Source organism: Pseudomonas sp. LBUM1644, from assembly GCF_059716195.1.
In genome coordinates this window covers 4,573,883-4,597,827 of record NZ_CP166812.1, presented here as the reverse complement: position 1 = coordinate 4,597,827, position 23,945 = coordinate 4,573,883, and the positions used below count along the sequence as shown (strand labels likewise).

The 23,945-nt window shown below is 59.1% G+C and carries 25 protein-coding genes; 8 read left to right on the top strand and 17 right to left on the bottom strand.

From position 1 onward, the window contains the following. Nucleotides 1-12: 12 nt before the first annotated feature. Nucleotides 13-417 carry a hypothetical protein gene (locus ACA052_RS20930; RefSeq protein WP_497646599.1) on the top strand — a complete coding sequence of 135 codons (405 nt, stop codon included), beginning with the start codon at nucleotides 13-15 and terminating at the stop codon, nucleotides 415-417. Between the two features lie 57 nt (nucleotides 418-474). On the opposite strand, the gene ACA052_RS20925 is transcribed toward ACA052_RS20930, so the two are convergent. The 4 genes from ACA052_RS20925 to ACA052_RS20910 form a co-directional block, all read right to left on the bottom strand. Next, nucleotides 475-1,050: a VapC50 family PIN domain-containing toxin gene (locus tag ACA052_RS20925; RefSeq protein WP_497646598.1), complete on the bottom strand. Its 576-nt coding sequence runs from the start codon at nucleotides 1,048-1,050 to the stop codon at nucleotides 475-477. Next, complete coding sequence (locus tag ACA052_RS20920; RefSeq protein WP_497646597.1) at nucleotides 1,047-1,514, bottom strand: helix-turn-helix domain-containing protein; 468 nt, start codon at nucleotides 1,512-1,514, stop codon at nucleotides 1,047-1,049. The genes ACA052_RS20925 and ACA052_RS20920 overlap by 4 nt, the downstream gene beginning before the upstream one ends. A gap of 85 nt (nucleotides 1,515-1,599) precedes the next feature. Then, nucleotides 1,600-2,487, bottom strand: a complete 888-nt coding sequence (locus ACA052_RS20915) for a LysR family transcriptional regulator (protein WP_497646596.1) — start codon at nucleotides 2,485-2,487, stop codon at nucleotides 1,600-1,602. A gap of 132 nt (nucleotides 2,488-2,619) precedes the next feature. After that, nucleotides 2,620-3,339: an SDR family oxidoreductase gene (locus ACA052_RS20910; RefSeq protein ID WP_497646595.1), complete on the bottom strand. Its 720-nt coding sequence runs from the start codon at nucleotides 3,337-3,339 to the stop codon at nucleotides 2,620-2,622. A gap of 253 nt (nucleotides 3,340-3,592) precedes the next feature. Between ACA052_RS20910 and ACA052_RS20905 the strand changes: the two genes are divergently transcribed. Next, nucleotides 3,593-3,805, top strand: coding sequence for a type II toxin-antitoxin system HicA family toxin (locus ACA052_RS20905; RefSeq protein WP_497650373.1), 213 nt, complete (start codon nucleotides 3,593-3,595; stop codon nucleotides 3,803-3,805). After that, nucleotides 3,805-4,209: a type II toxin-antitoxin system HicB family antitoxin gene (locus ACA052_RS20900; protein ID WP_497646594.1), complete on the top strand. Its 405-nt coding sequence runs from the start codon at nucleotides 3,805-3,807 to the stop codon at nucleotides 4,207-4,209. Before ACA052_RS20905 ends, ACA052_RS20900 begins: the two co-directional genes overlap by 1 nt. Before the next feature lie 83 nt (nucleotides 4,210-4,292). Here ACA052_RS20900 and ACA052_RS20895 read toward each other — a convergent pair whose 3' ends face one another. Next, nucleotides 4,293-5,498: an MFS transporter gene (locus tag ACA052_RS20895; RefSeq protein ID WP_497646593.1), complete on the bottom strand. Its 1,206-nt coding sequence runs from the start codon at nucleotides 5,496-5,498 to the stop codon at nucleotides 4,293-4,295. A 235-nt stretch (nucleotides 5,499-5,733) separates the two neighbouring features. Between ACA052_RS20895 and ACA052_RS20890 the strand changes: the two genes are divergently transcribed. Further along, on the top strand, nucleotides 5,734-6,363 hold the full coding sequence (locus ACA052_RS20890; RefSeq protein WP_497646592.1) for a hypothetical protein: 630 nt from the start codon (nucleotides 5,734-5,736) through the stop codon (nucleotides 6,361-6,363). A 204-nt stretch (nucleotides 6,364-6,567) separates the two neighbouring features. On the opposite strand, the gene ACA052_RS20885 is transcribed toward ACA052_RS20890, so the two are convergent. The 8 genes from ACA052_RS20885 to gcl form a co-directional block, all read right to left on the bottom strand. Further along, the gene (locus ACA052_RS20885) at nucleotides 6,568-7,563 is read right to left on the bottom strand and encodes a sulfate ABC transporter substrate-binding protein (RefSeq protein WP_497646591.1); all 996 of its coding nucleotides are present in this window, start codon (nucleotides 7,561-7,563) and stop codon (nucleotides 6,568-6,570) included. Nucleotides 7,564-7,759: 196 nt separating this feature from the next. Further along, nucleotides 7,760-8,584, bottom strand: coding sequence for an ion transporter (locus tag ACA052_RS20880; protein ID WP_497646590.1), 825 nt, complete (start codon nucleotides 8,582-8,584; stop codon nucleotides 7,760-7,762). Nucleotides 8,585-8,605: 21 nt separating this feature from the next. Further along, nucleotides 8,606-9,520, bottom strand: a complete 915-nt coding sequence (locus ACA052_RS20875) for an urea transporter (protein WP_497646589.1) — start codon at nucleotides 9,518-9,520, stop codon at nucleotides 8,606-8,608. Between the two features lie 150 nt (nucleotides 9,521-9,670). Further along, the gene (pyk, locus tag ACA052_RS20870) at nucleotides 9,671-11,086 is read right to left on the bottom strand and encodes a pyruvate kinase (protein ID WP_497646588.1); all 1,416 of its coding nucleotides are present in this window, start codon (nucleotides 11,084-11,086) and stop codon (nucleotides 9,671-9,673) included. Then, the gene (locus tag ACA052_RS20865) at nucleotides 11,076-12,356 is read right to left on the bottom strand and encodes a glycerate kinase type-2 family protein (protein WP_497646587.1); all 1,281 of its coding nucleotides are present in this window, start codon (nucleotides 12,354-12,356) and stop codon (nucleotides 11,076-11,078) included. The genes pyk and ACA052_RS20865 overlap by 11 nt, the downstream gene beginning before the upstream one ends. A 148-nt stretch (nucleotides 12,357-12,504) precedes the next feature. After that, nucleotides 12,505-13,395 (bottom strand): 2-hydroxy-3-oxopropionate reductase, encoded by an 891-nt coding sequence (locus ACA052_RS20860; RefSeq protein ID WP_497646586.1) that lies wholly within the window; start codon nucleotides 13,393-13,395, stop codon nucleotides 12,505-12,507. Between the two features lie 121 nt (nucleotides 13,396-13,516). Next, nucleotides 13,517-14,299 carry a hydroxypyruvate isomerase gene (hyi, locus tag ACA052_RS20855; RefSeq protein ID WP_497646585.1) on the bottom strand — a complete coding sequence of 261 codons (783 nt, stop codon included), beginning with the start codon at nucleotides 14,297-14,299 and terminating at the stop codon, nucleotides 13,517-13,519. A 137-nt stretch (nucleotides 14,300-14,436) separates the two neighbouring features. Then, entirely contained in the window at nucleotides 14,437-16,212 is a 1,776-nt protein-coding gene (gene gcl, locus ACA052_RS20850) for a glyoxylate carboligase (protein ID WP_497646584.1), read from the bottom strand. A gap of 267 nt (nucleotides 16,213-16,479) precedes the next feature. Between gcl and ACA052_RS20845 the strand changes: the two genes are divergently transcribed. Beyond that, nucleotides 16,480-16,920 (top strand): GlcG/HbpS family heme-binding protein, encoded by a 441-nt coding sequence (locus tag ACA052_RS20845; RefSeq protein WP_497646583.1) that lies wholly within the window; start codon nucleotides 16,480-16,482, stop codon nucleotides 16,918-16,920. 195 nt (nucleotides 16,921-17,115) lie between these two features. Further along, the gene (locus tag ACA052_RS20840; protein WP_497646582.1) at nucleotides 17,116-17,574 is read left to right on the top strand and encodes an REP-associated tyrosine transposase; all 459 of its coding nucleotides are present in this window, start codon (nucleotides 17,116-17,118) and stop codon (nucleotides 17,572-17,574) included. Between the two features lie 113 nt (nucleotides 17,575-17,687). Here the strand turns inward: ACA052_RS20840 and ACA052_RS20835 are convergent, their stop codons facing one another. Continuing rightward, nucleotides 17,688-18,293: a TetR/AcrR family transcriptional regulator gene (locus ACA052_RS20835; protein ID WP_497650372.1), complete on the bottom strand. Its 606-nt coding sequence runs from the start codon at nucleotides 18,291-18,293 to the stop codon at nucleotides 17,688-17,690. 134 nt (nucleotides 18,294-18,427) lie between these two features. Here ACA052_RS20835 and ACA052_RS20830 point away from each other — a divergent pair, with 134 nt between their 5' ends. Beyond that, a complete protein-coding gene (locus ACA052_RS20830) occupies nucleotides 18,428-19,342 on the top strand; it encodes a DUF808 domain-containing protein (RefSeq protein WP_497646581.1) in 915 nt (304 codons plus the stop codon). A gap of 154 nt (nucleotides 19,343-19,496) precedes the next feature. Here the strand turns inward: ACA052_RS20830 and ACA052_RS20825 are convergent, their stop codons facing one another. Then, the gene (locus ACA052_RS20825) at nucleotides 19,497-20,285 is read right to left on the bottom strand and encodes an MlaA family lipoprotein (RefSeq protein ID WP_497646580.1); all 789 of its coding nucleotides are present in this window, start codon (nucleotides 20,283-20,285) and stop codon (nucleotides 19,497-19,499) included. Then, on the bottom strand, nucleotides 20,278-21,576 hold the full coding sequence (locus tag ACA052_RS20820) for a serine/threonine protein kinase (RefSeq protein WP_497646579.1): 1,299 nt from the start codon (nucleotides 21,574-21,576) through the stop codon (nucleotides 20,278-20,280). Before ACA052_RS20820 ends, ACA052_RS20825 begins: the two co-directional genes overlap by 8 nt. Nucleotides 21,577-21,800: 224 nt before the next feature. On the opposite strand from ACA052_RS20820, the gene ACA052_RS20815 reads away from it, so the two are divergent. After that, nucleotides 21,801-22,172 carry a hypothetical protein gene (locus ACA052_RS20815; RefSeq protein WP_497646578.1) on the top strand — a complete coding sequence of 124 codons (372 nt, stop codon included), beginning with the start codon at nucleotides 21,801-21,803 and terminating at the stop codon, nucleotides 22,170-22,172. Between the two features lie 94 nt (nucleotides 22,173-22,266). Here the strand turns inward: ACA052_RS20815 and ACA052_RS20810 are convergent, their stop codons facing one another. Then, nucleotides 22,267-23,865 carry a glycoside hydrolase family 17 protein gene (locus ACA052_RS20810; protein WP_497646577.1) on the bottom strand — a complete coding sequence of 533 codons (1,599 nt, stop codon included), beginning with the start codon at nucleotides 23,863-23,865 and terminating at the stop codon, nucleotides 22,267-22,269. Nucleotides 23,866-23,945 lie beyond the last annotated feature (80 nt).

The window sequence follows — 23,945 nt, the reverse complement described above, 5'->3', positions numbered from 1 at the left end:
GGAACCCTCGCCATGACCGCTATCGCCCGTATTACCCTGCTCAGTCTGGTTCTGGGGTTAAGCGCGTGTGCGGTCCAGCGGCCGGAGCCGACATCACTGCCACCGATCCCGCCGTCGCAGCCCAGCCCGACGCCGTCTCCTGCACCCACGCCGAGCAAGCCGAGCATTCCGGCCAAGCCCGCCAAACCGCTGCCGCGCACCTCTGCCAGCTTCGCGCCGCCGCCGGGTGGCGAAAGCCATTGGGACCCGAAAATGGGCGTTTATGTGCTCGATGACCAGCCCAATACCTTCTATCGCCAGCGCACCTACTACCGTTGGAACAATGGCTGGAGCCGGTCGATCAGCCCGAACGGGCCTTGGGAGGAGACGGACATCCATGGCGTGCCTGGAGGACTGGGCAGGCAATTCGGGCAGTAAATGAAAACGGCGATCTCAGGATCGCCGTATTGCTATCTGGAGTATGGAAATGACGTTTTAGAGCATCGCGCGGTACTCGGCCAATGCCTTGCTTGACTGAACCAATCCCTGGCGCACCAGAAGCTCAAGGTAGGTGCCAACATCCATCGGCGGCAGCTTTAACTGTTGACGCTGCCGTTGCGCCGCCGCGACCACTGCTGTCGGGTCCAGATCGAAAAGGTTATCGACGAACTCGTCAGGGTGCTGAGCTTCGATACCGAAGGGACTGAGTGCGGTGCAGGGGAAATCTTTCTGGTTGAAGGTGACGATGACGCTGGCATTGCAGTGAATGGCAGCGGCCAGGACATGTCGATCATCAACATCGGGTAGCGTTAGCCCTTCAATCAGCTCTTCGTAACCGGACACGCAGGCGTCGGGTAATGCCTGATTCATCAGTTCGGACGTGCGATCCAATTGCCCCGCGGTCAGATCCGGACGGTTTTTTAGCAAATTGCGTTTCCATTCGTTGTGTATCTCCAGGGTCCATTTCGCTCTGAAACGTCCGGAGAGTGCAAGCCACATCAAAAAATCTCTCAGGGGGGCGGGGTACAGCACACATGCGTCATATACAGCAGTAAAAGAGGAGTGCCTCACTCGTATCCTGTCCTTAACGCTTGTGCCTGCTCGGCGAGAAGCGTCATTGCTCGCTCGCTGGTGGTGTCGCGCCGGGTTTTATAGTCCATCAAATCAGCAAAGCGCACACGTCGGTGCTTGCCGGTTTTATGGTAGGACAACTCGCCAGACTCCAGTAGTTTGATCAGGTGCGGACGTGAGACGTTGAGCAAGTCTGCCGCTTCCTGAGTGGTGAGTTCCGCATGAACCGGGACCACTTTGACGGCGTTGCCCGCCGCCAGCTCGGCCAGGATGTCAACCAACAACCGGAGTGCCGAGGTAGGTAGTTCGACCGTGTGAGCTTCGTTATGCTCATCAAAAATCTGAATGAGTTGAGTGTCGAACTGAGTCGCCAAATAAGCCGCCAAGGCGTGTTGACCTTCAATAGCAGCTTGTATCTCGCGCTCCAGGGGCAAGTTGATCGGCGGGTGAATGAGGTTTGACATGATGATTTCCAGTTGCCTGAATTAGCAATGCTTGAAGGCTATTCGAATTATTCGAAAATCGCAATAAACGAAACTGACGGGCTTTTTAAACCTCTTTCACCAATCCCCCCCGCACATACTCCACAAATGCCCGAGCTTTTGCGCTGGCCATTCGCCCGGTAGGAAATACCGCCCACAGTTCCTGCTTCGGCAGTGTCCATTCCTTCATCACTTCCCGGACCGCCCCGCTGGCCAGCTCCGGCGCAAACATCCACTCCGACGCCATGGTCAGCCCCTGATGGGCGAGTACCGATTCACGCAGGCCTTCGGCAGCACTGATGCGAATCCTGCCGTTGACCATGAAGGGTTGTTCTTCGTCAGCTTTTTTGAATGGCCAGCTGGCGCCACCGCCCAAGGTGTAGATGATCGCCTGATGCTTGCCCAGATCGGCAGGGCAGGTTGGTTCACCGTGTTTTTCGAAGTACGCCGGCGTACCCAATACCACACGCCGGCATTCGGCGATCTTGCGCGCGGTGTAGCTCGAGTCGCTCAAGGCGCCCATTCGCAGGGCGACGTCGACGCCTTCTTCCACCAGATTAACGTTGCGATCATCGAGCATCAGGTCGATGTTCAGTTCCGGGTTTTGATCGAGGAATGGGCCGAGGTGCGGGACGATGTGCATCCGGCCAAAGGTCACGGCGGCGCAAATGCGCAGGTTGCCTGTCAGCCCGTTGGCGGCACCGCGAGCTGCATTGTCAGCTTCGTCGGCTTCTTCGATGGCACGCTTGGAGCGTTCGAAAAACGCCAGGCCGGCTTCAGTGGGTGTCAGCCCACGGGTCGAGCGCAATAGCAGCCGCACCGCAAGCCGCGCTTCCAGTTGCGCGATGGTCTTCGAGACGGCTGGCTGGCCGATGTCCAGGCGTCGTGCGGCGGCGGAAAATGAGCCGGTTTCCACCACATAGATGAAGGTTTCCATTGCGGCCAAGCGGTCCATCTTAAGTCCTTGTAGAGATCAAAATGTGGGAGCGAGCCTGCTCGCGAAAGCGGACTTTCATTCAACATCTATATTGGATGTTCCGCCAATTTCGCGAGCAGGCTCGCTCCCACAGGGGGTTGGTGTTATTGGTCAGAACGCGGCTTTGCCTATCGAAGAACCGCCATCGACAAACAACGTTTGCCCTGTGATAAACCCGCTCTGTTCGGACAACAAAAACGCAATCGCCGCCGCGATCTCCTGAGGCTGTCCCAGGCGCGCCATCGGCACGCCGGCCAGATAACGCGCCTCGCCTTCGCTGCCTGGCGGGTTGTTGGCGCGGAACAGTTCCGTTTCGGTCGGTCCCGGCGCCACTGCGTTGACCGTCACGCCGGTTTGCGCCAGTTCCAGCGCCCAGGATCGCGTGAAGCTGATCAACGCGGCTTTCGCCGCTGCATAGGCCGTGCGTTGAGTGATGCCAAGCACGGTCAAACTGGAAATGTTGACCACCCGACCCCAACCCTTGGCCCGCATGTTCGGCAGCAGTGCCTGAGTGGCTTGCAAGGCTGAATGCAGGTTGACTCGCATCACGTCGTCGAAGGTGTCCAGATCGATTTCCCCCAGAACCTGCGGGCGTACCAGGCCGACGTTATTCACGAGACCATCAAACTCATAGGTCCTGGCCAGATCTGCCAGCACTTCCTGAGTCAGCACTCTGTCGCTCAAATCCAGCGGAAACAGAATGCCCGGAAAGCTCAAGTCCGGCGTCCGGGCAATGCCGACCACCCGGTGTCCCGCGCGATCCAGATGCTCGGCCACCGCGCGGCCAATGCCTTTGCTGGCGCCGGTGATGAGAAAAGTACGTCGGGTCATTGCAAGCTCCTTGTCTTGAGAGGGGTGGCCGCGAATCGCATCCAGCATCGCTTCAGGCTCAGGCGGCTGAGTGTAATCCGGGATGATTTCGGTGTAACCGTGCATTCAGCGCAAAAGATTCATTCCTGGGAAGAATGCGCTCGACCGCAATCACACGCTGTAAAACAACCGAGCGTCCAGATCGGGGTTTTTGTGCTTGAATAAAGATAACTCTAGAGTTACTTTTATAGGGGCCGTCGCAAGGAGGCTGGTGGTGCAAAGCAGGTTATTGATCAAGGAACTTGAGGAGGCGGGATGGACGCTGGATCGGATTACTGCCAGCCATCATCTTTTCACCCACCGATACAACCCGTACACGATTCCCGTCCCTCACCCGAAAAAGGATTTACCGATCGGGACGGTTAAAAGCATCAGGAGGCGAGCCGGGCTGTACTGCCCGCCAGCCAGTAACGCAGGAGATCCATAATGCAATATCCAATCTGTATCGAGTGGGGCGACGAGAACACCGCCATCGGTATTCAGATCCCCGATATCCCGGGTGCCGTGACGGCCGGGGATACGTTTGAAGACGCCTATAACGCGGCGGTCGAGATTGCTCACATCATGCTTCAGGAGATTGCGGCTGATGGGGACTCCATTCCCATGCCTTCGTCTGCGGCTACGCACCGTGGCAATGCCGATTTTGCCGAGATGGGCTGGGGCATGCTGGAGCTGGACATCTCGCCGTATATGGGCAAAACCGAGAAGGTCAACGTGACGCTGCCCGGTTATGTGATCCAGCGGATTGACCGCTATGTGCGTGAGCACAATGTGAAAAGCCGCTCCTCTTTCCTGGCGGATGCGGCGATGGAGAAGTTGGTTCGACATTGAGTGGTGTCAGTCATATCGCCATCGCGGGTAAGCCTCGCTCCGACACTGTAGGAGCGAGGCTTGCCCGCGATGCTTTTAATGGCTCACGCCGTCACCAGCGCGCGCTTCTGTGAAACGCTCAAGAACCGCAACAGTGCCAGCAGTGGAAACACGCTGCCGACAATCACGATCCACATCCAGCCGCCATGTTCATACACCGCACTGGCCACCGAGGAACCAAACGCGCCGCCGATGAAGATGCTGGTCATGTACAGCGCGTTCAAACGACTGCGGCTTTTGGCGTCGAGCGCGTAGACCGCACGTTGGCCGAGGACCATGTTCATCTGCACGCAGAAATCGAGTACCACGCCGGTGACGGCGAGGCCGATGACGCTGTAGACCGGATGGATGAACGCCGGCAGGAAGCTCAGGCTGGCGAACAGCAAGGCCAGCAGCGACGCGATGCGAGTGTGGCCGGCGTCGGCCAGTCGACCGGCGATCGGCGCGGCGATGGCACCGATGGCACCGACCAGGGCGAAGAGTGCGATCTGGGTTTGCGACAAGCTATGATTGCGCGCCAGTTCCAGCGGCACGGCAGTCCAGAACAGGCTGAAGGTGGCGAACATGCAACCCTGATAAAAGGCGCGCTGGCGCAATACCGGTTGTTGGCGCAACAGCGTCCACAGCGAGCCCAGCAACTGGCCATAGGTCGCGCTGTGATCAGGCTGGCGCTTGGGAATCGTCAGGGCCAGCACGATGCTGATCGCGGCCATCAACACCGCCGCGATCACAAACATCGCGCGCCAGCCAAAGTGGTCAGCCACCAGGCTGGACACCGGTCGCGCCAACAGAATCCCCAGCAGCAAGCCGCCCATGATCCCGCCGACCACGCGGCCACGGGATTCTTCCGGCGCCAGGTGTGCGGCCAGCGGGATCAGGATCTGCACCGACACCGAACTGAACCCCACCAACAGCGATATCAACAAAAATACGTTCGGCTGATCGGTGAATGCTGCGCCCAGCAGACTGGCAATCGCCACCACCGTGGTGATGATCATCAACCGGCGGTTTTCCAGCAGGTCACCCAGCGGCACGAGAAAGAACAGGCCCAGCGCATAACCAATCTGAGTCAGCGAAACAATCAGGCTGGCCATGGTGCTGGTCAGGCCGATGTCCGGCGCGATCAGACCAATAATCGGTTGGGCGTAGTAAATGTTGGCCACGATAGCGCCGCAGCAGAAGGCAAAGAGCAACACCATGCCTTTGGTCATCGTCGTTGCGCCGCGGGGCACCTGGTTTGCTGGGTTCATAACGTTTCTCGCTGAACGGAAGGGAATGCGCGCAGGCTAAAGACAGATCGGATTAGGCAGAAGAGGGCTTTGGGTGATAGCAATCATTCCTTTGCGGAATGACTGACGGACGTGCGTGATGTCCATCGATGAGCCTTGCGTCAAAACATTGAGGTCCGATGATACATTCACTTACATCCTGTTCGATAGCGTGCTTATGTTCTCTCCTCACGTTTCATAACCGGAAGGCACTTCCATGAATGCGATGTTTCGTCACCTGATTCGCAGCGCTTCAGCGTTAACCTTGATCACCCTGTTCACCGCAGGTATCGCCCAGGCCGCCGACGCGCCGGGCATGCGCGTCGGCGTGCGCGGCGAAATAACGGGAGTCAGCCCTGATGTGTTGAAAGTACACGTTAACAGCGGTGAAAACGTAGTGATCCACCTGACCAACGACACCAAAGTCCGCGCTGTCACCCTGGCCAATATCGAAGACATCAAGCCCGGCAGCTACATCGGCTCGGCAGCCATTCCGCAGGATGATGGCACGCTCAAGGCGCTGGAAGTCCACGTCTTTCCACCGGAACTGGCCGGTAGCGGCGACGGCCATCGGCCTTTTGACCTGGCCAAGGGCAGCAGCATGACCAACGGCAGCGTGGGCGATCTGGTGGTCAGCAATGGCCGGGTCTTGACCGTTAACTACAAGGGCGGGCAGCAGAAGATTCTGGTGCCCGAAGATGTGCCGATCGTGAACCTGCTGCCGGGGGATCGCAGCTTGCTGAAGGTGGGGGTGAAGATCGTGACGTTCGTCACCCAGAGTGCGGACGGAACGCTCACTGCGCAATCCATATCGGCCGGCAAGGACGGCGTAACCCCGCCGATGTAACCGCGCCCCCCTGTAGGAGCTGCCGAAGGCTGCGATCTTTTGATCTTGAGCTTGATTTTCAGCGGTTCCGAATGGTCAAGATCAAAAGATCGCAGCCTTCGGCAGCTCCTACAGGTACCGTGCGTGCAGTCACACAGAGGCCGTGCTTGCAGCCACAAAAAAGGCGACCTTCGCAGGTCGCCTTTTTCATAGGGCTATCAGCGTTTACTGCGCGTAAATCTGGTCAAAGATCCCGCCATCGTTGAAGTGAGTCTTCTGCACGGTGCGCCAGTCACCAAAGGTCTTCTCGACCGACAGGAAGTCCACTTTCGGGAAACGATCGGTGTACTTTGCCAGCACCGCTGGATCCCGCGGACGCAGGTAGTTGGCGGCTGCAATTTCCTGACCTTCCGGCGACCACAGGTACTTCAGGTATTCTTCGGCGGCCGCGCGGGTGCCTTTCTTCTCGACCACTTTATCGACCACTGACACCGGCGGCTCGGCTTCAGCGGAAACGCTTGGGTAGATCACTTCAAACTGGTCACGACCGAACTCGCGGGCAATCATTTCCGCTTCGTTTTCGAAGGTCACCAGCACGTCGCCGATCTGGTTGGTCATGAACGTGGTAGTGGCTGCACGGCCACCGGTGTCCAGCACTGGTGCCTGTTTGAACAGTTTGCCGACGAAAGCCTTGGCCTTGTTCTCGTCACCACCGTTCTTCAGTACATAACCCCAGGCCGAGAGGTAGGTGTAGCGGCCGTTGCCTGAAGTCTTCGGGTTCGGCACGATGACTTGCACGCCATCCTTGAGCAGGTCCGGCCAGTCTTTCAGGGCTTTCGGGTTGCCTTTGCGCACGATGAACACCGTGGCCGATGTGAATGGCGCGCTGTTGTTTGGCAGACGCGTGACCCAGTTGTCCGGCACCAGTTTGCCGTTATCCGCCAGCGCATTGATGTCGGTCGCCATGTTCATGGTAATGACGTCAGCCGGCAGGCCGTCGATCACGGAACGTGCCTGTTTGCTCGAACCACCGAAGGACATCTGCAACGTGATGTTTTCGTTGTGCTCGGCTTGCCAGTGTTTCTGGAAGGCAGCGTTGTAGTCCTTGTAGAAATCGCGCATCACGTCGTAGGAAACGTTAAGCAGGGTAGGTGCGGCCTGAGCCACGCTGGTCAATGCCAGGCCAGCGGCCAGAAGTGAGGCGCCAAAGAGTTTTTTCACCACGAATTCCTTGTTCTATGTAGGAGCTGCCGCAGGCTGCGATCTTTTGATTTTGCTGTTTAGAGATCAGAGTCAAAAGATCGCAGCCTGCGGCAGCTCCTACAGGTTGTTTACCATTGAAAGAGGTGTTGCCACCGTTTTGCCAGCGACTATAGCCGGGCTTGCATAGTCCTTTAAAGATTAAAAAGCACTTTGCTTATTCCAGTTTTTTGAACAACTGATTACCACAGCGTGAGCAAAACGCGGCGCCGTGTTCATGGCTGTTTTTCTTGCACACCGGGCAGTCGTGTTGCAACTGCTCGCCGCGCATGGCGTTGGCCAGTTCAGCAGTGAAAATACCGGTCGGCACAGCAATGATCGAATAACCGGTGATCATGACCAATGACGAAATCACCTGGCCGAGCGGTGTCTTCGGCACGATGTCGCCGAAGCCCACGGTGGTCAACGTCACGATCGCCCAATAGATGCCTTTGGGAATGCTGGTGAAGCCGTGTTCCGGGCCTTCGATCACGTACATCAGCGTGCCGAACACCGTCACCAGCGTGCAGACGCTGACCAGAAACACCACGATCTTCTGCTTGCTGCCGCGCAGCGCCGACATCAAATAGTTGGCTTGTTTAAGGTAGGGGCTGAGTTTGAGCACGCGGAATATCCGCAGCATCCGGATGATCCGGATAATCAGCAGATACTGCGCATCGGCGTAATACAGCGCCAGGACGCCGGGCACGATGGCCAGCAAATCCACCAGCCCATAGAAACTGAACGCGTAGCGCAGCGGCTTGGGCGAACAGTACAGGCGCAAGCCGTATTCGATGGCGAAGATGATCGTGAAGCCCCACTCGATGTACGCCAGCACGTCGGCGTAGTTCTGGTGGATGGCGTCGATGCTGTCGAGCATCACAATCACAATGCTCGCGAGAATGATCAACAGCAGGATGCCGTCGAAGCGACGTCCGGCCTTGGTGTCGCTTTGGAAAACCATGACGTAAAGCTCTTTACGCCAGTTTTTGCTGCTGTCCATGGATACCGCCTGAACCGAGAATCAGCGAAGCCTAGGTTGATTCTCCCCGAGAGCGCAAGGCGCGCTTTCAAGAGTGGCTTTGCCGAACATTTGCACGGTGCTACGGATCACCCAGCAAGCGAGGATGAACGGCGCGGTCAACGTGGGCAGACCGACGGCGGCAAACACCGGCGTCAGCAACAGCGCCATGCCAATGCCCACCAGTGGCAGCCACGGCTGGCGACGCTGCGAGGTGAAGGCGAGGGCGGCAAGGACGGCGTTATAGCCACCGAGGCCGAGCAGTGCGGTGTAGAAGTCGTGGTGCAGCAGGCTCCAGCTCATGCCCGCGACAGACGCCAGCACCGCCCAGCAGAAGGCGCGGCGATCAGCGATCAGCAAACCGGCGGCAATCATCGCACCGGCCAGTGGATGACCGAGGAACATCACCTGGCCGAGGCCTTTGAGGGGGGCGGCGAGCATGTTCAGCGTGTTGATTTCGATCAAATGCGCCTGGGTCGAAGGCGTGGCGAAGCACAGCAACACCCAGCTCAGGCCCACGAAAGGCGAGGTGTACGCGGGCAGGTATTGGCTGAAACGGATGCGTTTCAGCCATTGCTGGGTGAGCATGGCACTCAGGCCACCGGCAGCGATGATCAACAGCGGCAGCATCGCGGACCAGGGGAAGTACAGGCTCAGCAGCAAACCGAGCAAAACACCGTTGTAGCTGAAGACCCCGGCTTGGCGGTCAGACTTGGCGTAATTGCGTCGTTGCGCGGTAAGCAAACCGGCGACGCCGCCCAGCAATGCGCCGCCGAGCAAGGTCGGTGCGGTAAAAAGAATCGCCAACAGGCACAGCAGACCGCACAGCGGATGACGCTGCAGGAAGATCTGGCTGAAGCCGTTGAGCAGGGCCGTGGCCCAATCGGGGCAGTGGGTGTTGAAGTGGTTGGCAGGCATGATGAAGTCTGTGGTGTTTCAGTTAAACCGTGTCGCCACCTTCGCGAGCAGGCTCACTCCCACACTGAATCTTCGTTCAGTCGCGGAATCTGTGAGCAACACAGATCCACTGTGGGAGCGAGCCTGCTCGCGAAGAGGCCGGGAAGGACGCTAAATTAACGTCTCAATGCGCAAGGAGTTAGTCGACCCAGGCTGCCCAAACGGCACACCCGCCGTGATCAATAATGTGTCCCCGCGCTTGGCCATCCCTTGGGCCTGTGCAATCTCCAGCGCCGTCGAACACACCTCGTCCACCTGCCGTAACCGATCATTGACCACCGAATGCACGCCCCACGCGACCGTCAACCGGCGCGCTGTCTGAAGGTTCGGCGTCAGGTTCAGAATCGGCACCGTTGGCCGCTCCCGCGCCGCCCGCAGGCTCGACGTCCCGGACTCGCTGTAATTCACCAGCACCGCCACCGGCAGCACGTTACTGATGCGGCGGATCGCGCAGCTGATCGCATCGGAAACAGTCGCCTCGGCTTTCGGCCGGCTCACATCCAGTTGCGCCTGGTAATCCGGGCCGTTTTCCACCTGGCGAATGATTTTGCTCATCATCTGCACGGCTTCCATCGGGTATTCGCCGGACGCGGTTTCCGCCGACAGCATGACCGCGTCTGCACCTTCGGCCACGGCGTTGGCAACGTCGGTCACCTCGGCGCGGGTCGGCGCGGGAGAGAAGCGCATCGACTCCAGCATCTGCGTCGCCACCACCACCGGTTTACCCAATTCGCGGCACAGGCTGATGATGTTTTTCTGAATCTGCGGCACGCTCTCGGCCGGCACTTCGACGCCGAGGTCGCCACGAGCGACCATGATCGCGTCGCTCAATTCAGCGATTTCCCGCAGATGAATGACCGCCGACGGCTTCTCGATCTTGGCCATCAAAAATGCCTTGTCGCCAATCAATTCACGGGCCTCGCGAATGTCTTCCGGGCGCTGCACGAACGACAGGGCTACCCAGTCCACGCCCAACTCCAGACCGAAGCTCAGGTCACGTCGATCCTTGGCGGTCAGCGGGCTCAGTTCCAGCACCGCTTGTGGCACGTTCACGCCTTTGCGGTCCGACAGTTCGCCGCCATTGAGCACCGTGGTGGCGATGGCGTCGGCATGTTTGGTGACCACGCGCAGGCGCAATTTGCCGTCGTCCAGCAGCAGGTCCATGCCTGGCTCCAGCGCCGCGATGATTTCCGGGTGCGGCAGATTAACCCGACGTTGATCGCCCGGCGTCGGGTCCAGGTCCAGGCGCAGGGCCTGACCACGGACCAGTTGCACCTTGCCTTCGGCGAATTTGCCGACCCGCAGTTTCGGGCCTTGCAAGTCCATCAGAATGCCCAGCGGATAATTCAGCTGGCGCTCGACTTCACGAATCCACTGATAGCGCTGGGCGTGGTCGGCATGATCGCCGTGGCTGAAGTTCAGGCGGAAGATGTTGACCCCGGCCTGCACCAGTTCACGGATGTCTTCGATCCCGTCGGTAGCCGGGCCGAGGGTGGCGAGTATTTTGACCTTTTTGTCAGGCGTCATGTTTAGGGCTCTCGAGAATCAGAATGGCACGGAAGTCGTTGACGTTGGTGCGGGTCGGCTCGGTGACGATCAGTGCGTCCAGTGCCTCGAAATAGCCGTAGCCATTGTTGTTATCGAGTTCATCGCTGGCGCTCAGGCCGAGGGCGGCGGCGCGGGCGTAACTGTCCGGGGTCATGATCGCGCCGGCGTTGTCTTCGGAGCCATCGATGCCATCGGTGTCGCCAGCCAGTGCATAAACGCCGGGCAGGCCTTTCAGGCTGTCGGTCAGGCTGAGCAGGAATTCGGCGTTGCGTCCGCCTCGGCCATTGCCGCGCACGGTAACCGTGGTTTCACCGCCCGAGAGGATCACGCACGGCGCGGCCAACGGTTGGCCGTGCAAGACCACTTGCCGCGCGATGCCGGCGTGGACCTTGGCCACTTCGCGGGATTCGCCTTCCAGATCGCCGAGAATCAACGGACTGAAACCGGCCTGGCGGGCTTTAACCGCAGCGGCTTCGAGTGACTGTTGAGGGCGGGCAATCAACTGGAAATGGCTGCGCTCGAGACTTGGGTCGCCGGGTTTGACGGTTTCCGATTCCGGGCTTTGCAGCCAGTGACGCACCGACGCCGGGGCTTCTATGCCATAGCGTTTGAGGATCGCCAGGGCTTCGGCCGAGGTACTAGGGTCGGCCACGGTGGGGCCGGAGGCGATGACCGTGGCGAGGTCGCCCGGTACATCGGAAATCGCATAGGTATACACAGTGGCGGGCCAGCAGGCCTTGCCGAGGCGGCCGCCCTTGATCGCCGAGAGGTGCTTGCGTACGCAATTCATCTCGCCAATGGTCGCGCCGGATTTGAGCAGGGCTTTGTTGATCGATTGCTTGTCGGCCAGCGTGATGCCGGCAGCGGGTAACGCCAGCAATGCCGAGCCACCGCCGGAGAGCAGGAAAATTACGTGGTCGTCTTCGGTCAGGTTGCTGACCAGTTCAAATACGCGCTTGGCGACGGCCTGGCCGGCGGCATCCGGCACCGGGTGCGCGGCTTCAACGACTTCGATTTTTTCGCACGGGGCGCCGTGACCGTAGCGCGTCACCACCAGGCCGGACACTTCACCCTGCCAGCAGCGCTCGACCACCTGGGCCATGGCGGCGGCGGCCTTGCCAGCGCCGATGACGATCACGCGACCGCTGCGATCAGCGGGCAAATGCGCTTCGAGGACTTGCTGCGGATGGGCCGCGTCGATGGCTGTGGCAAACAGCTCGCGCAGGAATTGTTGCGGATCGACCGACATGGCGGGCTCCCGGAATTCTTGTTGTTGGGTTTGATGCGGACTCTGTGGGAGCGAGCCTGCTCGCGAAAGCGGTGTGTCAGTCAACCTGGATGTTGAATGTCAGGGCCTCTTCGCGAGCAGGCTCGCTCCCACAGGGGTTGTGCAGGGCTTACTTATCGCGAATCGAGAAATTCGCCATATGCTCCAGTCCCTTGATCAGCGCCGAGTGGTCCCAGTTGCTGCCACCAATCGCCGCGCACGTGCTGAATACTTGCTGGGTGTTGGCGGTGTTCGGCAGGTTGATGTTCAGTTCCTTGGCGCCTTGCAGGGCCAGGTTGAGGTCCTTCTGGTGCAGGCTGATGCGGAAGCCCGGATCGAAAGTGCCTTTGATCATGCGCTCGCCGTGCACTTCGAGAATCTTCGACGAAGCGAAACCGCCCATCAGTGCTTCACGCACCTTGGCGGGATCAGCACCGTTTTTCGAGGCGAACAGCAGGGCTTCGGCCACGGCCTGGATGTTCAGCGCCACGATGATCTGGTTCGCCACTTTCGCGGTTTGACCGTCGCCGTTACCACCGACCAGGGTGATGTTCTTGCCCATGGCCTGGAACAGCGGCAAGGCGCGTTCGAAGGCATCGGCATCGCCGCCGATCATGATGCTCAGGGTGGCAGCCTTGGCACCGACTTCACCGCCGGATACTGGAGCGTCGAGGTACTGGGCGCCTTTTTCGTTGATCTTGGCGGCGAACGCTTTGGTGGCGGTGGGCGAGATCGAACTCATGTCGATGACGATTTTGCCTTTGCCCACACCGGCCGCAATGCCGTCGGCGCGGAACAGCACGTCATCGACCTGCGGGGTGTCCGGCACCATGACGATGATGAATTCGGCTTCTTGCGCGACTTCTTTCGGGTTCGCCAGGGCGACGGCGCCAGCGGCCACCAGGTCGGCAGGCGCGGCGTCGTGGTGCGCTGACAGGAACAGGCTGTGACCGGCTTTCTGCAGGTTCAACGCCATTGGGTGGCCCATGATGCCAGTGCCGATAAATCCGATTTTAGCCATGAGAAAATCCTCTTGTATTTATGTGGCCCCCTGTAGGAGCTGCCGCAGGCTGCGATCTTTTGATCTTCAGGTTTTTAAAATCAAAAGATCGCAGCCTTCGGCAGCTCCTACAGGAATAGCGTTAGATCGCGTTATGGGTTTTCAGCCAGCCCAGGCCTGCTTCAGTAGTGGTCAGCGGCTTGTATTCACAGCCGATCCAACCCTGATAACCGATGCGGTCCAGGTGCTCGAACAGGAAGCGGTAGTTGATTTCACCGGTGCCCGGTTCGTTGCGCCCAGGGTTATCGGCCAACTGGATATGGTTGATCTCGCCCAGGTGCGCGGCCATGGTGCGGGCCAGGTCGCCCTCCATGATTTGCATGTGGTAGATGTCGTATTGCAGGAACAGATGGGCGCTACCAACCTGCTCGCGAATCGACAGGGCTTGCGCCGTGTTGTTCAGGTAGAAACCCGGGATGTCGCGGGTGTTGATCGCTTCCATCACCAGCTTGATGCCCGCCGCTTGCAGCTTGTCGGCGGCGTACTTGAGGTTGGCGACGAAGGTTTTTTCCACGGTGGGATCGTCGACGCCTTGTGGGCGAATACCGGCCAGGCAGTTGACCTGGGTGTTGCCGAGCACTTGCGCATAGGCGATCGCCAGATCGACACCGGCGCGAAACTCTTCGACCCGGTCCGGCAGGCACGCGATACCGCGCTCGCCCTTGGCCCAGTCACCGGCCGGCAGGTTGAACAACACTTGGGTCAGACCGTTGGCGTCGAGCTTGGCCTTGATCTCGGCGGAGCTGAAGTCATAAGGGAACAGGTACTCGACACCACTGAAGCCGGCCTTGGCGGCCGCTTCGAAACGGGCAAGAAAATCCTGCTCAGTGAACAGCATGGACAGGTTGGCTGCGAAACGCGGCATGGTGGTCTCCCGTGCAAATTTAGAATGATGGCTCTGTAGGAGCTGCCGCAGGCTGCGATCTTTTGATCTTTCATTTTTGAAAAACCAAAGATCAAAAGATCGCAGCCTGCGGCAGCTCCTACAGGTATCAGGTCAATTTAATCGAGCAACGAAATCGCCGTCGGTGCGTCGTTGCCGACCAGCGCCAGGTCTTCGAATTCGTTGACGGCGTTGATCTCGGTGCCCATGGAAATGTTGGTCACGCGCTCCAGAATGATCTCGACGATCACCGGCACCTTGAACTCTTCGATCAGTTCCTGGGCCCTGCGCAGGGCTGGCTGGATCTGAGCCGGTTCGAACACACGCAGTGCCTTGCAACCGAGGCCCTCGGCGACTGCGACGTGATCGACACCGTAACCGTTGAGTTCCGGAGCGTTCAGGTTGTCGAAGGACAGCTGCACGCAGTAGTCCATGTCGAAACCACGCTGAGCCTGACGAATCAGCCCCAGGTACGAGTTGTTGACCACCACGTGGATGTACGGCAGCTTGAACTGCGCGCCCACCGCCAATTCTTCAATCATGAACTGGAAGTCATAGTCGCCCGACAGTGCCACGACCTTGCGAGTCGGATCAGCCTTGACCACGCCGAGCGCTGCCGGAATGGTCCAGCCCAACGGGCCGGCCTGACCGCAGTTGATCCAGTGACGCGGCTTGTAGACGTGCAGGAACTGCGCGCCGGCAATTTGCGACAGACCAATGGTGCTGACGTAGCAGGTGTCTTTGCCGAACACCTGGTTCATCTCTTCGTAAACACGCTGCGGCTTGACCGGCACGTTGTCGAAGTGGGTTTTACGCTGCAGGCTGGCTTTGCGCTGCTGGCAATCTTGCAGCCAGGCGCTGCGGTTTTTCAGCTTGCCGGCAGCTTGCCATTCGCGAGCAACTTCGATGAACACGGTCAGCGCGGCAGCGGCGTCGGACACGATGCCCAGGTCCGGGTTGAACACGCGGCCGATTTGCGTCGGCTCAATGTCGACGTGAATGAACTTGCGGCCTTCGGTGTAGACATCAATCGAACCGGTGTGACGGTTGGCCCAACGGTTACCGACGCCCAGCACCACGTCTGACTTGAGCAGGGTGGCGTTACCGTAGCGGTGCGAAGTCTGCAGACCGACCATGCCGACCATCAGCGGGTGATCGTCCGGGATCGTGCCCCAGCCCATCAGGGTCGGAATCACTGGAATGCCGGTCAGCTCGGCGAATTCCACCAGCAACTCGCTGGCGTCGGCATTGATGATGCCGCCGCCGGCAACCAGCAATGGGCGCTCAGCCTGATCGAGCATGGCCAGGGCCTTCTCGATCTGCACGCGGTTAGCGGTTGGCTTGGCCAGTGGCAGTGGTTCGTAGGCCTCGATGTCGAATTCGATTTCAGCCATCTGCACGTCGAATGGCAGATCGATCAGCACCGGGCCTGGACGGCCGGAGCGCATTTCGTAGAAGGCTTTCTGGAAGGCGTAAGGCACTTGGCCCGGTTCCATGACGGTGGTCGCCCACTTGGTCACTGGCTTGACGATGGCGGTGATGTCGACGGCCTGGAAGTCTTCCTTGTGCATACGGGCGCGGGGCGCTTGCCCGGTGATGCACAGAATCGGGATCGAGTCGGCCGAGGCGCTGTAGAGCCCGGTGACCATGTCCGTACCCGCCGGGCCGGAAGTGCCGATGCACACGCCGATGTTGCCGGCCTTGGTGCGGGTGTATCCCTCGGCCATGTGCGAGGCGCCTTCAACGTGGCGAGCGAGGACGTGATCGATGCCACCGACCTTTTGCAAGGCGGAGTACAGCGGGTTGATCGCGGCGCCCGGGATGCCAAAAGCGGTATCAACCCCTTCACGGCGCATCACCAGAACGGCGGCTTCGATTGCTCTCATTTTGCTCATGGTTTTGTGCCTCTTACGTTTTGTAATTGTATACAAGTGGCTTTGCGCAGAGTGTATTCACGGCGGACGGCGCAGGTCAATCCATTTTCTCAAGCGGTTGTTTCATTTGTCGGAAGCCCGATCTACTGTGGCTTTTCGTCGCATGTGACGCTTTTCGATAATTATTGTATACAAAAAAATTACTCATTGTGTTCTATTTGTTGCATCGGACTTCTGGAAAAAAAAGAAGGCCAACCGCTTTCCCTATAACAAAATGAGGACGGCACCATGAGCGCTTTAACCTTGAAAGTTGCAGTCAACCTGACCAGTCAGGCCATCTCCGCCGCTCGGGCAATCTGCGCAGCTCCCTTGACCATCGCCGTGCTGGATGCCGGCGGGCACTTGGTCAGCCTGCAACGTGAAGACGGCGCCAGCCTTCTACGCCCGCAAATCGCCATCGGCAAAGCCTGGGGCGCCATCGCCTTGGGCAAAGGCTCACGCTTACTGGCGCTGGACGCCCAGCAACGCCCGGCATTCATCGCTGCCTTGAACAGTCTGGGGCAGGGCAGTGTCGTGCCGGCACCGGGTGGTGTATTGATCCGGGATCAGGAGGGGAATGTGCTGGGGGCGGTGGGCATCAGCGGGGATCTGTCGGATGTTGACGAGCAGTGCGCGATCAATGCGATCGAGGCGTTGGGGTTGCGGGCGGATGCGGGGGTGACCGCTTGATTTGTGGTGAATGATTGACCGCTTTCGCGAGCAAGCCCGCTCCCACACTGATCTTCGCAACACTGGAGATCCACTGTGGGAGCGGGCTTGCTCGCGAAGGCGGCTTCCCAGACACATCCAGCCAAAGTCTGCCCTCACCCTCAAGCATTACCCTGTCTAGTCTTCTCATGAGCTCACAATGAGAGAGGCAAAGGAATGCCTGAACTATCAGCATCACACCGCTTGCGCATCGGCCGCTACGCCGAACAAAACCGGATCTATCTACTGACGGCTAACACCCTCAAGCGGGAACCTGTTTTCAGGGATTTCAACTTAGGTAGATTGGTTGTTCATCAATTCAAGCAAGCACGGGACCAGGGGTTTGCCGATTCCTTGGCCTTTGTCGTGATGCCGGACCATTTTCATTGGCTTGTTCAATTGCAAAAAGGGTCGCTGGCTCAATTGATGTGTCAGACCAAATCGTTAAGCACTCGAACAATCAACGCTGCCACTGGCAGGACGGGCAGTCTGTGGCAGCAGAGTTTTCATGATCATGCTTTGCGGCGAGAGGAGAATTTGGTGAAACTTGCTCGTTACGTTGTCGCCAACCCATTGCGGGCGGGTCTTGTAGAGCGCGTTGGTGACTACCCACTGTGGGATGCTATTTGGGTTTGAACTGAAACCGAGTTGCCCCTTTCGCGAGCAGGCTCGCTCCCACATTGGATTTGTGAACACCACAGATTATCTGTGGGAGCGAGCCTGCTCGCGAATGGCTGCGCCGCGGTCTATCAGTCCGGCTCACACCCCTTCAGCACCAACCGGATAATCGTCTGCGCCGCCGCTTCATAATCCTCTTCATCCAGCTTGGTTTTGCCGGTAATGGCGGTGATCTGCCAGTCAAAATCAGCATAGGTCTGGGTGGCGGCCCAGATGCTGAACATCAGGTGGTTGGGGTCGATGGGGGCGATCTGGCCGCGGTCGATCCAGGTCTGGATGCAGTCGATATTATGCTTGGCCTGGCCGTTTAGCTGTTCGACCAGGTCAGGGCTCAGGTGGGGAGCACCGTGCATGATTTCGCTGGCGAACACCTTCGAGGCAAAAGGCAAATCGCGGGATATACGGATTTTCGAGCGAATGTAGCCGCTCAACACTTCGCTGGGCACGCCGTCGGCGTTGAACGGCGTCGAAGCCTGCAGGATCGGCTCGATAATGCTTTCCAGGACCTCGCGGTAGAGGTTTTCCTTGGATTTGAAATAGTAATAGACGTTCGGCTTGGGTAATCCCGCCTTGGCTGCGATGTCACTGGTTTTGGTCGCAGCGAAGCCCTTGTCGGCAAATTCTTCACTGGCGGCACGCAGGATCAGTTCTTTGTTGCGCTCGCGGATAGTGCTCATAAACCAGGTGATTCCTTGCCTGTTCTGGCGGTTGCGCATGGTAGCACCGGCCTCGCGCGCCGCTCAAGAATGCCCCGTGTGCCAGCGGGCCGCGCTATGCTGCGCAGCATTCATTCAAGAAGGACACCCGATTCATGGCAGGAAGCAGTTTGCTGGTGCTGATCGACGATATCGCCGTCGTACTCGACGACGTGGCATTGATGACCAAAATGGCGGCGAAGAAGACCGCTGGCGTCCTCGGCGACGATCTGGCGCTCAATGCGCAACAGGTCAGTGGCGTGCGTGCGGAGCGGGAAATTCCGGTGGTGTGGGCGGTGGCCAAGGGCTCGTTCCGCAACAAACTGATCCTGGTGCCGTCGGCATTGGCCATCAGTGCCTTCATTCCGTGGTTGGTCACGCCGCTGTTGATGATTGGCGGTGCTTACCTGTGCTTCGAGGGTTTCGAAAAACTGGCTCACAAATTCCTGCACAGCCACGCTGAAGACCAGGCCGACCATGCGGAGCTGGTTGAGGCCGTGGCCGATCCGGCGGTCGATCTGGTGGCGTTCGAGCAGGACAAGATCAAAGGCGCTGTTCGCACCGATTTCATCCTTTCGGCAGAAATCATCGCCATTACGTTGGGGACGGTGGCGGGTGCCTCGCTGACCCAGCAAGTCATTGTGCTGTCGGGGATTGCCATCGTCATGACCGTCGGTGTCTATGGCCTGGTAGCGGGCATCGTCAAACTCGATGACCTCGGTTTGTGGCTGACGCAGAAACCTGGGCAGTTGGCCAAAAGCATCGGCGGCGGGATTTTGCGTGCGGCGCCGTACATGATGAAAAGCCTGTCGGTGATCGGCACGGCGGCGATGTTCCTGGTGGGCGGCGGGATTCTCACGCATGGCGTGCCAGTGGTTCATCACTGGATTGAAAGCGTCAGCGCCGGGGCGGGCGGAGCAGGATTTATCGTGCCGACGTTGCTGAATGCGGTGGCGGGGATTGTGGCGGGTGCGGTTGTGTTGGCGGGTGTGATGTTGGTGAGCAAAATCTGGAAAGCGCTGAGAGGCTGAAAAGATCGCAGCCTGCGGCAGCTCCTACAGGTTTTGGGCATGCCGCAGACACTGTTGGAGCTGCCGAAGGCTGCGATCTTGGCGATGTAAGCTACGCCAAATGAAAAAAGGCCATTCGATTCGCATCGAATGGCCTTTTTTGTAGTCGCCGGAATTACTCGGCGATCTGCAACTTGCGCGACTCGGTGTACACGTAACGCACTTTCTCGTACTCGAACGGCGAGTTCAGCTGGCCGTAGCGGAAACTGGTCTGGTAGCGCTTGTCGATACCGCGCAGGATCCAGATTTCCGGGTGGTTTTCGCTGACTTGGGCGACGTTCAGGAAGTTGATGGCCGATTCCGCCGTGAAGTCGACTGCCAGACCGCCGGTGTCGCGGATGTTCGACGGGCCGAGGATTGGCAGCACGAAGTAGGCGCCGCCCGGTACGCCGTAGAAGCCCAACGTTTGGCCGAAGTCTTCGTTCTGGCGCGGCAGGCCCATGGCGGTTGCCGGGTCCCACAGGCCAGCGATACCGATAGTGGTATTGAGCAACAGCCGCCCGGTGATCTCCATCGAGCGCTGGCCCTTGAATTGCAGCAGGCTGTTCAGCAGGTTCGGTACGTCACCGAGGTTGTTGAAAAAGTTGCTGACGCCGGTGCGCAGGAAGCTCGGCGTGATGTAGCGATAGCCGTCGACTACGGGCAGGAACACCCATTGGTCGAAACGGTAGTTGAAGTGATAAACCCGGCGGTTCCACTCTTCCAGCGGGTCGTAGACCGCCAGTGCGCTGAGCGTCGAGCGCTCGAATTCGCGCTGGTCCAGGCCCGGGTTGATTTTCAGTTTGCTCAGCGGCTCCTTGAAGCCGTCACTGTCGATCACGACAGGTGCATTGGCCTTGCTGTTGTCGGCATTGGCGACGCCTGCACAGAGTAACGCTGCGATAAGCAGGAGGTATTTAGCCACGGAAGAACTCCAGCATGGCGTCGCTGTTGACGCGGTAGTTAAGGTTGCCGCAATGGCCACCCAATGGATAAACGGTCAAGCGGTCGCCGAATGTCTTGCGCAGGAAACCGAGGTCGCCAGGGCCGAGGATCACGTCGTCAGCGTTGTGCATGACCGCGATTTTCGGGCTGTCGTGCAGGTAATCCTTCAATGCATACAAACTCACCTGGTCAATCAATTGCAGCAGGCTGCCGCCGTCGGTGCGGGCGCGCCACATCGGGATGACCTGTTCGGTGATGTAGCAGTCGAAGTCGCATTGCAGCGCACGCTTGAGGAACGGCGTGAGGCTGGTGCCTTCGGTGATCGGGTATTTCGGAGGGGTGATCAGGCCGCGACGGTTGATCAGGTCCGAGGTGAACGCGATGTCCGCCGCCGAGAAGCGGAACGAGGTGCCGATCAACATGGCCATCTGTTCGTTGGTCAGGTGTTGCTTGGACTGCTGGAAGTCGTAGAGCAGGGCATCGTTGAGGTCGATGTAGCCTTTCTGCTGGAAGTATCGGGTCAGTTTGTTCAGCACCAGCTCATAGAACGTGGTGCTGTTGTTGATGCCCTTGACCTCGGTCTGGACCAGCTTGTCCAGGTTGGTGATCGAGGTGTAGAGGTTGACCGGCGGGTTGAGCAGCAGGACTTTCTTGAAGTTGAAGCTGCGGCGGGTTTCGTCGAGGTGTGCGACGAACGCCGCGTCCAGCGCGCCCAGGCTGTAGCCGGTCAGGTAGTAATCAGTGACGGCGACGTTCGGGTTTTGTGCCCGCACAGCTTGCATCACCCGGTACATGTCTTCGGCGTCTTCCTTGGTGATGCCCGGGGTGGCAAAGCGTGAAGCGGCGCTCATGAAGTCGAAGCTGGTGGGCGACGACAGCTGCACCACGTGGTAGCCGGCCTTGTAGTAGAGCTTTTTCAGGTATTCGTTGAGGCTGCTGTCATAGCGCGCACCAGTGCCGGCGATCAGGAAGATCAGCGGCGCGGCTTTGTCTTGCGTGGCGATGCGGTAGGTGAGCTTCTTGACCGGCCAGAAGTTGTCCGGCAGTTCGAAGGCACGCTCCGGGCGCAGTGTAATGCTGCGTGTCTGCTGATCGATGTCATCGTCCAGCGGCAGCTCGGGACGCAAGTCCGGAGGTGTCGTGGCGATGGTCGCCTCGAACGGGTTGGTCAAGGGGTAGCCATAACTGGCGGCGTCGATATCGACCGCCAGTGCAGACGCACTCAAAATAAGGCCGCCAAACAGGGCGGCGAAGCGCAAGGAACGGAGCATGACTAGATCCCTTAGAGAAAGGTGCCGAATGAAGTTCGCAGGCTATGACCATCGGATTTGCGCCAAAGTGCCATGCATCGGCACCAAACAGGCCTAATTCTGAGTAATAGTAGCTGGACGATACACTTTGCAGCGATTGGATGACCAGTTAACTGTTGTTAAGGCTTGCGTCAGGCTGTCGGGAGATTAAGCTGGCCGCCGTTTTTCGTGATTTGGAGTGCTTCATGTCCCGCCGTTTACCCGTGATTCTGTTGCTTGTTTTGCTGCCGTTGTGGCTTGCCGCCAGTTATGGCGCACGTTATGGCTTCATGGAGGATGCGCAATGGGTCGGCCTCTGCGTGGATGAAGCGAGCCGTTGGGAATGCCAGGTTCGTTCGAACCTGGGCTTGATGATTCACTTTGGTGTATTGGTATGGGCGGCATTGGCCGCTGCCGTGATCGGTTTTGTGTTGCCGGGGCGGGCAGGGTGGTGGCTGGCAGTGCTGGCGCTGGTGCTCGGGTTCCCGGCGCTGGCGTTGTACAACACGACGTTGGCGGTATTTGCGGTGGTGATTGCCGCTTTGCGTCTGGTCCGGGCTTCCCGTAGCGCCGGATAAAAAAAATCGCAGCCTGCGGCAGCTCCTACAGGTAAACGCATAGTCCTGTGTAGGAGCTGCCGCAGGCTGCGATTTTTTGATCTTGCTTAGAAGGTTATCCGCGAACCCGCAAACTGCGCCACAACGCCGCCACCATCAATACACTCACCAGCGCCCAACCCCAGGCCTGCTGGTTCTGCAAGCCTTCACGGAACAGCTGCGGCGCAACGCCGGCGCCGATGATGAAGGTCAGCAGGGCGATTTCACGGCGCGGCACGCTCACCGGGCGGCACAGGTAGACCAGCGCCGGGACGATGAAGGCGACGCTCGGAAAGCTGCGGTAGCGCGGATCAAACACCAACTCCAACATCGACACTGCGGCGGCAAACCCTGCTACCGCCAGCAACCAGCCAGCTCGACGTTCCAGCGCAATGAATGCCCGTTCACGCCAGCCGGTGCGTGCGCTTAGCGTCAACGCTGCGTGGGCCAGCACCAATAGATTCAACGCCGTGAGCAGCGCGACCCACAACCATTCACTGGTAAAGCGGGTGGTGACCCGAGCCAGATCGCCCCAGGCGCCAATCGAGCAAGCGGCCAACGCACCCAGCAGCGGCAGGACCAACGCTGCGCGAGTGCTGCGAACACGGCCGCCAAGGATCAGCGTACCGAGGAAGATCAAGCCACCCACCGCCAGCCATTGCGACCAGTACGGCACGTTCGATACCGGCCCGGCCAGCACCCCCTTGTCCTGACGATCGGCATCGAACAGCCCCCAGTAACCACCGACCGCGCCTTCACTGGCACGTTTCCACGGCTGGTCGAAGGCTTCGATCAGGTTGTAATGCCAACCTTGCTGTTCGGCGATGATGACAAACGCGCGAATGAACTTGGCTTCATTGACCCGGCTCGGTAGCGCAGTTTCACGTTGGCGGCCTTCGCTGGGCCAGCCAGTTTCGCCAATCATCACGTCCTTGGGCGCAAATTTGTTGCCGAACACCTGGCGCACTTCGCTGACATGTTTCAGCGCGGCGTCGATGCTGGATGGATCATCTTCCCAATAAGGCAGCAAGTGGATGGTCAGGAAGTCCACCGCCGGCGCGACTTCCGGGTGCTTGAGCCAGAACTCCCAGACGTCGGCATAAGTAACAGGCTGTTTGACCCGGCTTTTGACCTTGTTGATCAACTTCGCCAATTGCGCGCCGGTGACTTCTTTGCGCAACAGGGCTTCGTTACCGACGATTACCGACGTCACCACGTCCGGGTTGGCGTTGGCGGAGGCAATCAGCAGGTCGACTTCCTTTTCGGTGTCCACCGGATTGCTGTTGACCCAGGCACCGATCATCAACTTCAAACCATGCTTGCGTGCCAGTTCGGGCAGGGCCTCGAGGCCGGTCATGGAGTAGGTGCGGATGCATTCAAAGCGGGTAGCCAGCAGCGCGAGGTCGGCGTCCATGCGCTCAGGCCGCAACTTGAAGGGTTGATCGAACGGCGACTGATCCTTATCAAACGGGGTGTAGGACGCGCATTGCAATTTGGGCTTGTGCGTCTCGTTGGCCACGTCAGCCAGGACCACCGGTTTGCCGAGGCCGTACCAGAAACCACCCAGGGCAAAAAGCCCCAGCAGGCAGGCAAATAGATAAGCAAAAAAAGGAAAGCGTGATGTCGCGGGCATGGTCAGGCCGTCTGGGAGCAAAGCCGCGCATGTTACCTGCATTTGCCGCGCGCTTGGTGGCCTGCAGTGTTTTGACATGCAAAGTTCGGGCGGGTTGGCCGGCTGGCTTCCGATGGTCTAGC

Coding starts and splice junctions, on each gene's coding strand:
- ACA052_RS20930 (WP_497646599.1), top strand. CDS start 13: ATGACCGCTATCGCCCGTATTACCCTGCTCAGTCTGGTTCTGGGGTTA.
- ACA052_RS20920 (WP_497646597.1), bottom strand. CDS start 1,514: ATGTCAAACCTCATTCACCCGCCGATCAACTTGCCCCTGGAGCGCGAG.
- ACA052_RS20915 (WP_497646596.1), bottom strand. CDS start 2,487: ATGGACCGCTTGGCCGCAATGGAAACCTTCATCTATGTGGTGGAAACC.
- ACA052_RS20910 (WP_497646595.1), bottom strand. CDS start 3,339: ATGACCCGACGTACTTTTCTCATCACCGGCGCCAGCAAAGGCATTGGC.
- ACA052_RS20900 (WP_497646594.1), top strand. CDS start 3,805: ATGCAATATCCAATCTGTATCGAGTGGGGCGACGAGAACACCGCCATC.
- ACA052_RS20895 (WP_497646593.1), bottom strand. CDS start 5,498: ATGAACCCAGCAAACCAGGTGCCCCGCGGCGCAACGACGATGACCAAA.
- ACA052_RS20890 (WP_497646592.1), top strand. CDS start 5,734: ATGAATGCGATGTTTCGTCACCTGATTCGCAGCGCTTCAGCGTTAACC.
- ACA052_RS20880 (WP_497646590.1), bottom strand. CDS start 8,584: ATGGACAGCAGCAAAAACTGGCGTAAAGAGCTTTACGTCATGGTTTTC.
- ACA052_RS20875 (WP_497646589.1), bottom strand. CDS start 9,520: ATGCCTGCCAACCACTTCAACACCCACTGCCCCGATTGGGCCACGGCC.
- pyk (WP_497646588.1), bottom strand. CDS start 11,086: ATGACGCCTGACAAAAAGGTCAAAATACTCGCCACCCTCGGCCCGGCT.
- ACA052_RS20865 (WP_497646587.1), bottom strand. CDS start 12,356: ATGTCGGTCGATCCGCAACAATTCCTGCGCGAGCTGTTTGCCACAGCC.
- ACA052_RS20860 (WP_497646586.1), bottom strand. CDS start 13,395: ATGGCTAAAATCGGATTTATCGGCACTGGCATCATGGGCCACCCAATG.
- hyi (WP_497646585.1), bottom strand. CDS start 14,299: ATGCCGCGTTTCGCAGCCAACCTGTCCATGCTGTTCACTGAGCAGGAT.
- gcl (WP_497646584.1), bottom strand. CDS start 16,212: ATGAGCAAAATGAGAGCAATCGAAGCCGCCGTTCTGGTGATGCGCCGT.
- ACA052_RS20845 (WP_497646583.1), top strand. CDS start 16,480: ATGAGCGCTTTAACCTTGAAAGTTGCAGTCAACCTGACCAGTCAGGCC.
- ACA052_RS20840 (WP_497646582.1), top strand. CDS start 17,116: ATGCCTGAACTATCAGCATCACACCGCTTGCGCATCGGCCGCTACGCC.
- ACA052_RS20835 (WP_497650372.1), bottom strand. CDS start 18,293: ATGAGCACTATCCGCGAGCGCAACAAAGAACTGATCCTGCGTGCCGCC.
- ACA052_RS20830 (WP_497646581.1), top strand. CDS start 18,428: ATGGCAGGAAGCAGTTTGCTGGTGCTGATCGACGATATCGCCGTCGTA.
- ACA052_RS20820 (WP_497646579.1), bottom strand. CDS start 21,576: ATGCTCCGTTCCTTGCGCTTCGCCGCCCTGTTTGGCGGCCTTATTTTG.
- ACA052_RS20815 (WP_497646578.1), top strand. CDS start 21,801: ATGTCCCGCCGTTTACCCGTGATTCTGTTGCTTGTTTTGCTGCCGTTG.
- ACA052_RS20810 (WP_497646577.1), bottom strand. CDS start 23,865: ATGCAGGTAACATGCGCGGCTTTGCTCCCAGACGGCCTGACCATGCCC.